Genomic DNA, 342 nt, shown 5'->3' with positions numbered 1-342 from the left:
GTGTTCTTTCGAACACTAGCGATTATTTCTTTTTGAATTCAAAGCTTGTTTAAAAACTCTAATTCACTCGGTTTTGCTTGGTAAAATCATAAATTTTACTTACTTATCTAGTTTTCAATGTACAAAAAAATGGTGGGCCTAAGTGGACTCGAACCACCGACCTCACGCTTATCAGGCGTGCGCTCTAACCAGCTGAGCTATAGGCCCATTCTTTTTGAATACTCCAATGAGCATTCAAAACTGAATACAATATGTCAATGTTATTCCTATTTCATCTTCGTAAGAAGATGTTTCCGAATATATCCTTAGAAAGGAGGTGATCCAGCCGCACCTTCCGATACG

Annotated in this window: 1 tRNA gene; it reads right to left on the bottom strand. The window is 38.0% G+C overall.

Annotated elements, in window-relative coordinates:
• Positions 1-130: 130 nt before the first annotated feature.
• Positions 131-207, bottom strand: a tRNA-Ile gene (locus tag ACF91D_RS32360).
• Between the last annotated feature and the right edge of the window lie 135 nt (positions 208-342).

Source organism: Staphylococcus sp. 231237_7MaSpsaltlick, from assembly GCF_043107035.1.
The sequence above is the reverse complement of the archived record's forward strand: the minus strand, read 5'-3'. Positions and strand labels throughout refer to the sequence as shown.